Origin of the sequence: Nitrosomonas communis (assembly GCF_900114745.1) — a bacterium.
Lineage (GTDB): Bacteria > Pseudomonadota > Gammaproteobacteria > Burkholderiales > Nitrosomonadaceae > Nitrosomonas > Nitrosomonas communis_A.
Genome location: NZ_FOUB01000095.1, coordinates 1 through 10333 on the forward strand (window position 1 = coordinate 1; position 10333 = coordinate 10333).

The following is a 10333-nucleotide window of genomic DNA, read 5'->3' on the forward strand; positions in this document are numbered from 1 at the left end:
TAAAAATGAGTGGTTATTTCAATCTATCTTGCTCTACTTTTCCATCATCTCTTTAATCTGCCACTGAGCCTATGTACGCAATTTCCGGAAGAACCACAAAATGGATAGCATCATGCTTTAAAATATAATGATAATGTTAGGTGCTGCTATATTAATCGAGTATGACATCATCAATTCATTTATTTGTGAATATAGCAAAGCTTGTCATGCTGAAAACCCAATCGACTCAGTTCTATAAAAAATAAGAGAATAACGTGAGTGTTATCGTAATAAATCTCATTTCTGATGTAACATATTGCGTCATTCTGGAGGCCTAGTTTTAGACTAGCCTTAATTTTGACGGAGAAGTAATGAATGGCGTTCACCCAGATGCAGCTCATTCAATCGCTTGGAGAAGCTCTCGCTTGGCTAGAACGTGAGCTTGAATGGGGCGTTCCACCAACCGAGCTTCGCCACCTTTGTGGTCGCATTGGCGAGCTATACGCTGCGCTGATAGCGAATGGCCAAATGGCGGTTCAGGTTAATCAAAGAGGCTATGACGTAGTAAGCGGTGAGGGAGAGCGCATTTCAGTGAAAACTACTGCTATGATGGGAAATACGGGGCACATATCATTCAATGCCAACTCCCTCGAAAATGTTGATCGTGTCGTGATACTTCGAGTGAATACCGAAGAGATGCAAGTAGAAACGTTGCTAAATGCACCCTTGTCAGATGCCATCAAGCTGATGTCGCCAGAGTCTAGTGACATTCGTATACTTCCACTGCGCCGCCTAATAAGAAAGCCGAAGCAACGCAGTGAAATTAGAGCGACCAAAGAAGTCTCGCATCTCGGATACACTATTCGGGAGTTGGAAACGGGGAGTATTGAAGTGGAATGTGGTGGGCAATTTATCCAGCCAGTTAAGCCAGTCCTAAGAGAAATCGCTCAGACTCTATCCATCGGGCTTGTAAATAGCAGTGGAAACACGCTCACGACACGCCAGCTAGGGAATCAAGTAATTAAAACCATTCCAGAAGTGCAAGCAGAGGCTCAACAAAACACCCTAGTCGACAGTCTTTAACAGAATAAAATTCAGATCCCGAAGAATCTCCACGGAATTGAGTAAATAAGAGACAAGCCACGGTTTTCTGTAATCAAAATAAACTCGATCATCCTTTCTTTTTTGCTATTGATTTACCTTAATTTCAAGCGTTGATGATTCATCAATATCAACTAAAACAGGAAATTCTTTAGTCAATAACAGCCTTGCCATGCCCTCTCGTCAAATAATCTTCCGATTGCATTTCCATCAAACGGGAAATCGTGCGTTCAAATTCAAAACCGATCCCTCCCCCTGAATAAAGTGATTGAGGAGGCACAGCGGCTGAGCATAAGAACTTGACGTTATGCTCATAAAGCGCATCGATAAAAGTAATGAAGCGTTTGGCCTGGTCGCTATTTTCGTGAGTAAATTGTGGAATCGCAACCATGATGACAGTATGATAATTTCTGGCAATAGCAAGATAGTCTGCTGGGCCCAATGGATTAGCGCATAACCGTTTAAACGAAAACACAGCCACACCACGTGCCGCCTTGGGCACAAACAACGTGCGCCCCTGCACATTCAACGTTTCGCTGGGCACCTTCGCGCGGTCTTCTACACGCCGATCCGTCAGGCGGAAAAAAGTGGCAGATAATTGAGCTGTGGTTTCCTCATTAACCGGAAAATAATACGTTTCCGCACCTTTTAGACGATTGTAGCGATAATCAATTGGTCCTTCGAGCGGGATCAACTCAAGTCTTTCCTTAATTTGCTCGATAAAAGGCAGAAAGCGGTGGCGATTGAGGCCATGCTTGTAAAGATCGTCGGGCGGCCTGTTAGAAGTGGCCACCACAACTACACCTTGCTCAAACAGCGCATTGAACAACCTTGTGAGCACCATGGCATCTGCAATATCGGTAACTTGCAGCTCATCAAAACAGAGTAGGGTTGCTTCACCGGCTATTTGCCGTGCAATAAGCGGAATGGGATCAGCAGCACTGGCACGTCCGCCACGCTGCATCCGTTTCTGTGCAGAAAGATCATGCGCTTGCTTAAGTCGGGCATGGATATCCAGCATAAATTCATGGAAATGCACTCGTCGTTTGAATGTCGTGGAAGCTACAGAATAAAATAAATCCATCAGCATGGATTTGCCACGCCCTACCCCACCATAAAGATAAATTCCTTTGGGAGCTGGCTTATTGCCCGACCTACGAAACAAACCAGTCGGCCACCAATTCTTGAACGAGAACCTATTGCTTTGGTTCCCTATCCCCGGGTAATTAATCAACTCACGATACAATCGCTCCAATGAAGCGACTGCTCTGGCCTGATCAGCATCAGGTTTGAGTTCCCCGGTCTGTATCAATGTTTGATATTCAGCTTCAGGTCCGTTTTCTTTTATCGGATGTTTCATGAAGAGCTATCTTTTGGTAAAAAAGATCAGAAATTTTAACATGAGGGAATAGCGAAAGAGATTCTGCATCTCGGGATAGGGAGTACAATCATATTGACCATTGTTTCTTCAAGAAATCCACCAAAGGCACAAAAATTCCATCTGGCATAGCTCCCTCAATAGAATTAACTCGATCTCGCCCAGCTACCGTCTTTTATTAGTCAAAGATCATACTTTTCATGATAACGGCATAAAACCAGAGAGTAGCCTCAAACAATGGGTAATACTTTTACAGATAAAATTTATTCTCGGTTTTGGTTAGCACAAAGGAAAGACCGTTGTGTTGTCTTCACAGACTGTTCAGAAAGGCTTTAATAGCCCTATTGACCGCTTCAGACTCTTCTATGGTAGAAGAATGTCCTGCTCTCGGAACCCTGACCAAACGTGATCCAGCAATCCGGGCTTGGATACGCTCGGCTTTGGCCGGTACCGTGGCGACATCTTCTTCACCGACAATGATCAGGGCAGGCGTAATAATTTTGCCAATCTCGTCGTAAACACTCTGACGATCTATCACACCTTTGACAGCACGCGTGATGCCGATGCGATGATTGGCGATCAAATACTTTTTCCACTCTTCACGCTGTGCGGCACGGTTAGGGTCAGCAAGAAAGGACTGACCGAACAGGATCCGCATAACCGGCGCAGCGACCAACCTCATGCCAAACCAGCGCGCAATAAAGTTGAGCCGGTTATAGCGCGGAATATTTTCTTCTGGCTCAGCATCAGCCGAGGTTCCCAGCAGGATCAGCGACCGCAAAAGTTCTGGCCGCCAGGCTGCCAACCGCATCCCGATAAAGCCCCCCATCGAAAGTCCGGCAAAATGGCAAGGCGCACAGCCCAACGCCTCAATTAAAGTAACAGTATCCTGATAGAGGGTCTCCATGTCATAGCCACCTCGTGTGACTTCACTTTGCCCCTGGCCGCGAAAATCAAACGTGATGCAACGGTAGCGATCTTTAAGTGCATTGACCTGTGCCTCAAACATCTGGCCACTCCACAACAGGCCATGGGCAAACAGGATAGTCTCTGGCCCTGCCCCCTCATCTGTGTAATGTAATTTCGCTCCGTTGACTTGAATTTTTGGCATAAGATGTAGGGAAAATAGCGTTTTCTGCAAAAGTGAAATATACGTAAAGCCATATATTTCGCCAAACTCGCTGCTGAGCAATCAAGAAATTATCTATTTTGGGTATAATTATTTGGCATACTTGCATCTGTCTTTAATTTGCAGGGAATGTCACTTTGCGCCTGTAGAATCATCAATAATCTATTAATACAATGTAATTTATCAAAATTGCTAAATGAAATTGGGTGAATTTGTTTCATCCTTGTGTGTATAGTCAACTATCTCTATCTTATAGCCATACTTCATTGAATATTGGTTGCAATGCATTCATCACATCTTGTGAAATAAGATTGCCTTCACCAGTAGGCACCTTATACGAAGACATGGCTGAAACTAACTGATCAACATGTTCCTTCAATAAAAATGAAGAATCTGCAGTGATCTGATCCAATTGATAAGTGTTACTGCTATACCAGTTAGTTATTGTTAATTGATCATCTGTGCCAGCTATATTTATCTGCAAGTTGCTCCCATTACGGCTGAACCAAAGATTTTTAAAAGACACCTCAGTAATTCTTAGAACATCAAAACTTTTTACATCTGTATCATAATTATTGACAGTATCTTGCCCATCAGCAATTTTGAACAAATAGGTGTCGTTGCCTGCATCTCCCGTCAGGGAATCGTTGGCACCTGCGCCTCCACTCAGCGTATCATCTCCGCTGCCGCCATACAGCGTGTCGGTGCCGTCGCCTCCTTCCAGCACGTCGTTGCCATCGCTCCCAAAGAAGGTATCATTACCCGCACCGCCCAGTAAGGTATCGTTGCCTGCCGCGCCATTCAAGCTATCATTGCCTTCCAGGCCATCCATCGTATCGTTTGTGGCAAAGCCGGTAAGGTTATCAGCTCCTGTCGTGCCCTGCAGCGCTTTCTGCTTAACGGTGGCGACATCCCAGCTGGTGCCATTACTGAACTCAATTGCATTCAGGACATAGGCGCTGACTCCATCCTGGTAAAAGTAGTTGCTGACGGTGATTTTTTCGCCGCTACTGGCCAGGGTCAGGTAGAGATTGCTGCTATCGCGTGTTATTACCACATCGCTAGGATTGATCCCTTCCATAAAGCGCAACACATCATAGCGACCCATGCCGGTGTCGTAGTTATTGATGCTGGTATTGCCTTCGCCAGCGGTAAATAAATAGGTGTCGTTGCCTGCATCGCCTGTCAGGGAATCGTTGGCACCTGCGCCTCCACTCAGCGTATCATCTCCGCTGCCGCCATACAGCGTGTCGGTGCCGTCGCCTCCTTCCAGCACGTCGTTGCCATCGCTCCCAAAGAAGGTATCATTACCCGCACCGCCCAGTAAGGTATCGTTGCCTGCCGCGCCATTCAAGCTATCATTGCCTTCCAGGCCATCCATTGTATCGTTTGTGGCAAAGCCGGTAAGGTTATCAGCTCCTGTCGTGCCCTGCAGCGCTTTCTGCTTAACGGTGGCGACATCCCAGCTGGTACCATCACTGAACTCAATGGCATTTAGGACATAGGCGCTGACTCCATCCTGGTAAAAGTAGTTGCTGACAGTGATTTTTTCACCAGTACCGGCCAAGGTCAGGTAGAGATTGCTGCTATCGCGGCTTACGACTACATCGCCAGCATTAGCCCCTTCCATAAAGCGCAACACATCATAGCGACCCATGCCGGTGTCGTAGTTATTGATGCTGGTATTGCCTTCGCCAGCGGTAAATAAATAGGTGTCGTTGCCTGCATCGCCTGTCAGGGAATCGTTGGCACCTGCGCCTCCACTCAGCGTATCATCTCCGCTGCCGCCATACAGCATATCGGTGCCATCGCCTCCTTCCAGCACGTCGTTGCCATCGCCTCCAGACAGAGTGTTATTACCAGCCAGACCATTCATCGTGTCGTTACTAGCAAAGCCGGTGAGGTTGTCAGCGCCACTCGTGCCCTGCAGCGCTTTCTGTTTGACGGTGGTAACATCCCAGCTGGTACCATCACTGAACTCAATGGCATTTAGGACATAGGCGCTGACTCCATCCTGGTAAAAGTAGTTGCTGACAGTGATTTTTTCACCAGTACCGGCCAAGGTCAGGTAGAGATTGCTGCTATCGCGGCTTACGACTACATCGCCAGGGTTGATCCCTTCGAGGAAACGAAGCACATCATGGCGGCCAGCACTGGTATCGTAGTTATTAATGCTGGTATTACCTTCGCCGGCGGCAAATAAATAGGTGTCGTTGCCTGCATCGCCCGTCAGGGAATCGTTGGCACCTGCGCCCCCGCTCAGCGTATCATCTCCGGCACCGCCATACAGCATGTCGGTGCCATCGCCTCCTTCCAGCACGTCGTTGCCATCGCCTCCAGACAGAGTGTCATTGCCAGCCAGACCATTCATCGTGTCGTTACTGACAAAGCCGGTAATATTGTCAACACCTGTCGTGCCCTGCAGCGCTTTCTGTTTGACGGTGGTAACATCCCAGCTGGTACCATCACTGAACTCAATGGCATTCAGGACATAGGCGCTGGTGGCATCCTGGTAAAAGTAGTTGCTGACAGTGATTTTTTCGCTGGTACCGGACAGAGTCAGGTAAAGATTGCTGCTATCGCGTGTTACGGCTACCTCGCCAGGGTTGATCCCTTCGAGGAAACGAAGCACATCATGGCGGCCAGCACTGGTATCGTAGTTATTAATGCTGGTATTACCTTCGCCGGCGGCAAATAAATAGGTGTCGTTGCCTGCATCGCCCGTCAGGGAATCGTTGGCACCTGCGCCCCCGCTCAGCGTATCATCTCCGGCACCGCCATACAGCATGTCGGTGCCATCGCCTCCTTCCAGCACGTCGTTGCCATCGCCTCCAGACAGAGTGTCATTGCCAGCCAGACCATTCATCGTGTCGTTACTGACAAAGCCGGTAATATTGTCAACACCTGTCGTGCCCTGCAGCGCTTTCTGTTTGACGGTGGTAACATCCCAGCTGGTACCATCACTGAACTCAATGGCATTCAGGACATAGGCGCTGACTCCATCCTGGTAAAAGTAGTTGCTGACAGTGATTTTTTCGCTGGTACCGGACAGAGTCAGGTAGAGATTGCTGCTATCGCGGCTTACGGCTACCTCGCCAGGGTTGATCCCTTCGAGGAAACGAAGCACATCATGGCGGCCAGCACTGGTATCGTAATTATTAATGCTGGTATTACCTTCGCCGGCGGCAAATAAATAGGTGTCGTTGCCTGCATCGCCCGTCAGGGAATCGTTGGCACCTGCGCCCCCGCTCAGCGTATCATCTCCGCTACCGCCATACAGTATGTCGGTGTCGTCGCCTCCTTCCAGCATATCATTGCCATTGCTTCCAGATAAAGTATCATTACCAGCCAGACCATTCATCGTGTCGTTACTAGCAAAGCCGGTGAGGTTGTCAGCGCCACTCGTGCCCTGCAGCGCTTTCTGTTTGACGGTGGTAACATCCCAGCTGGTACCATCACTGAACTCAATGGCATTCAGGACATAGGCGCTGACTCCATCCTGGTAAAAGTAGTTGCTGACAGTGATTTTTTCGCTGGTACCGGACAGAGTCAGGTAGAGATTGCTGCTATCGCGGCTTACGACTACATCGCCAGCATTAGTCCCTTCCATAAAGCGCAACACATCATAGCGACCCATGCCGGTGTCGTAGTTATTGATGCTGGTATTGCCTTCGCCAGCAGCAAATAAATAGGTATCGTTGCCTGCATCGCCTGTCAGGGAATCGTTGGCACCTGCGCCTCCACTCAGCGTATCATCTCCGCTGCCGCCATACAGCATATCGGTGCCATCGCCTCCTTCCAGCACGTCGTTGCCATCGCCTCCAGACAGAGTGTCATTACCAGCCAGACCATTCATCGTGTCGTTACTAGCAAAGCCGGTGAGGTTGTCAGCGCCACTCGTGCCCTGCAGCGCTTTCTGTTTGACGGTGGTAACATCCCAGCTGGTACCATCACTGAACTCAATGGCATTTAGGACATAGGCGCTGACTCCATCCTGGTAAAAGTAGTTGCTGACAGTGATTTTTTCGCTGGTACCGGCCAAGGTCAGGTAGAGATTGCTGCTATCGCGGCTTACGACTACATCGCCAGCATTAGTCCCTTCCATAAAGCGCAACACATCATGGCGCCCCACACCGGTGTCGTAGTTATTAATACTGGTATTGCCCTCGCCGGCGGCAAATAAATAGGTGTCATTGCCTGCATCGCCTGTCAAGGAATCGTTGGCACCTGCACCCCCGCTCAGCGTATCATCTCCACTGCCACCATACAGTATGTCGGTGCCGTCGCCTCCTTCCAACACATCGTTGCCATCGCTCCCAGTGAGAGTATCATTAGCGGCACCACCTAGCAAGGTATCGTTGCCTGCCGCGCCATTCAAGCTGTCATTGCCTTCCAGACCGTCAATCGTATCGTTTGTGGCAAAGCCTGTGAGATTGTCAGCGCCGATCGTACCCTGCAGCGCTTTCTGCTTAACCGCTGCCACATCCCAGCTGGTACCATCACTGAACTCAATGGCATCCAGGACATAGGCATTGGCAGCATCCTGGTAAAAGTAGCTGCTAATGGTGATTTTCTCGCCGGTACTGGTCAGGGTCAGATAAAGATTGCTGCTATCGCGCGTTACCGTCACATCGCCAGGATTGATCCCTTCCATAAAGCGCAACACATCATGGCGGCCAACACTGGTATCATAGTTATTAATGCTGGTATTACCTTCGCCAGCGGCAAATAAATAGATATCGTTGCCTATATCGCCCGTTAAGTAATCGTTGGCACCTGCGCCCCCGCTCAGCGTGTCATCTCCGCTGCCCCCATACAGCATGTCGGTGCCGTCGCCTCCTTCCAGCACATCGTTGCCATTGCCTCCAGACTGGTTGTCATTACCAGCGCCACCCATTAAGGTGTCGTTGCCTTCTACGCCGTTCAAAGTGTCATTGCCGTCGCTTCCATTCAAATGATCATTTCCTCCCGCACCAGCTAAAATATCATCACCGCTCAAGCCATTAATAGTGTCATCAGATTCAAAGCCTATTATGTTGTCATTACCCAAAGTACTTTGCATGACCATTTGTTTGACAGTCGCAATATCCCAGCTAGTCCCATCACTGAATTTAATCGCCTCTAATACATAAACGCTAGCTGCATCTTGATAGAAGTAATTGTTAATAGTAATTTTTTCGCTAGTATTGGGCAGGGCCAAGTAGAGATTGCTGCTATCGCGCGTTATTACCACATCACCAAGATTGATCCCCTCCATAAATTGCAGCACATCATAGCTTGTACCGGTGTCATTGTTATCAATGGAAGTAGTACCGTCGCCAGCAGCAAAGAGATAAGTATCGTTACCGTTATCACCTCTCAGGTGATCGTTTTCCCCCATACCGCCGCGCAAGATATCGTCACCGTCACCCCCCATCAATAGATCGCGACCACTACCACCTTGAAGAATATCATTACCACCACTGCCAGCAAGAGTGTCATTCCCAGCACCACCATTGAGCATATCGTTACCGGTATAGCCGTTTAATACTATATTGCCTGGTTCGCTAAAAATGATGTCATCTTTGCTACCGGCAGAAATACCCCGTTCGATAATACTCACATTCAATTCCTGTAGGATGACATCTGCCTGCTTACCACCGACGCCTTCATCAATCCAGTTTCGCAACAAATCAAGGCCATTCCAGCCATTTTGATACAATATATGTCCCGCATATTTGTTCAGTTCGATTAAATCTGACAGTGCAGATACAGGATCCACCTCTTTTTGATTATTAAGCAGCGAGTTCATTGTTGAAAAATCCACAGAAACGCCTGCCGTTTCAGTCACATTCAGGGTAATTTCATTCAAGTATGGGGAAAGGCGCGTCTGCAAGACAAGGCTTCCATATACGGATTCTTTCAATGTCTCATAACCTTGATGCATCAACTCCGTTTGCGTAGTCGATAAAGATACAAATACTCTTTTTATACTTGTATCATCACTATTCAGCGCCGGATTCACTATGTTCTGCAATCCATTACCCAAAGTTACCCGGTCTGTACCAACCGTTACAAAAGGCGATGCATTAAAACGCTCTAATATGCTGAGAATTCCTACTGTTTCCTGCTGCTGTTGTAGAAGTGTTTGATATTCTTCGCGCGTCTGTAGGCTAAGTGCATCCACAACACTGCTATCTGTCGAATTCCAATAACGAAGATGTTTATCATAATCTGGCCATGATTGGCCCGGGATCAAATAAAACAGGTAATAACCTTTATCTACAGCCTGTTCGACACTGGTTTTCATATAGCCTAACCAGTTAAGAATGATTCAGAATGTATAGGATTTAAAAAGCATCTCAACGGTCTGGTTTTGTTGTTTACGCAGTGCTTTGGCCTGTGCCCATTTATGTTCGATGGGATTAAGATCAGGAGAATAAGCGGGTAAGTATTCAAGGGTGTGCCCAGCGTTTTGTATGGCCTCTTGCGTATCCTGCCTCTTATGGAAGGTAGCATTGTCCATCACAACGACCGCATGTGACGGCAATTTAGGCAACAGGTCCTGCATCGCCCATCCATGAAATACATCGGCGCTGATATTGACTGCAAACAGGCTGACGGTTATCAATAGCTTTCCGATCAGGGCGCCAATCGCGTTGATACGACCTGGCGCATGCCAGTCATGCGTGCCATGACATCTCTGGCCAGCGGGTGCATAACCGTGCGTGCGCGGCGCATCCTGTGCAAACCCACTTTCATCAATA

General features: G+C 48.1%; 5 protein-coding genes. 1 reads left to right on the forward strand and 4 read right to left on the reverse strand.

What is annotated here, in order from left to right; all coding sequences use genetic code 11:
* Positions 1-354: 354 nt before the first annotated feature.
* Positions 355-1062: a DUF6998 domain-containing protein gene (locus BM122_RS19110; RefSeq protein ID WP_074907099.1), complete on the forward strand. Its 708-nt coding sequence runs from the start codon at positions 355-357 to the stop codon at positions 1060-1062.
* A 169-nt stretch (positions 1063-1231) separates the two neighbouring features.
* Here BM122_RS19110 and zapE read toward each other — a convergent pair whose 3' ends face one another.
* The 4 genes from zapE to BM122_RS19130 all read right to left on the reverse strand — a co-directional run.
* Positions 1232-2440 carry a cell division protein ZapE gene (gene zapE, locus BM122_RS19115; RefSeq protein WP_074907100.1) on the reverse strand — a complete coding sequence of 403 codons (1209 nt, stop codon included), beginning with the start codon at positions 2438-2440 and terminating at the stop codon, positions 1232-1234.
* Between the two features lie 328 nt (positions 2441-2768).
* Positions 2769-3569, reverse strand: a complete 801-nt coding sequence (locus BM122_RS19120) for an alpha/beta fold hydrolase (RefSeq protein WP_074907101.1) — start codon at positions 3567-3569, stop codon at positions 2769-2771.
* Positions 3570-3837: 268 nt separating this feature from the next.
* The gene (locus tag BM122_RS19125) at positions 3838-9876 is read right to left on the reverse strand and encodes a calcium-binding protein (protein WP_143083548.1); all 6039 of its coding nucleotides are present in this window, start codon (positions 9874-9876) and stop codon (positions 3838-3840) included.
* 24 nt (positions 9877-9900) lie between these two features.
* The coding region (locus tag BM122_RS19130) for a transposase (protein WP_305728213.1) at positions 9901-10333 on the reverse strand (433 nt) is incomplete at its 5' end.

What these genes read in the sequence shown, in the direction of transcription:
- BM122_RS19110 (WP_074907099.1), top strand. Translation starts at nt 355, where the DNA reads ATGGCGTTCACCCAGATGCAGCTCATTCAATCGCTTGGAGAAGCTCTC.
- zapE (WP_074907100.1), bottom strand. Translation starts at nt 2,440, where the DNA reads ATGAAACATCCGATAAAAGAAAACGGACCTGAAGCTGAATATCAAACA.
- BM122_RS19120 (WP_074907101.1), bottom strand. Translation starts at nt 3,569, where the DNA reads ATGCCAAAAATTCAAGTCAACGGAGCGAAATTACATTACACAGATGAG.
- BM122_RS19125 (WP_143083548.1), bottom strand. Translation starts at nt 9,876, where the DNA reads ATGAAAACCAGTGTCGAACAGGCTGTAGATAAAGGTTATTACCTGTTT.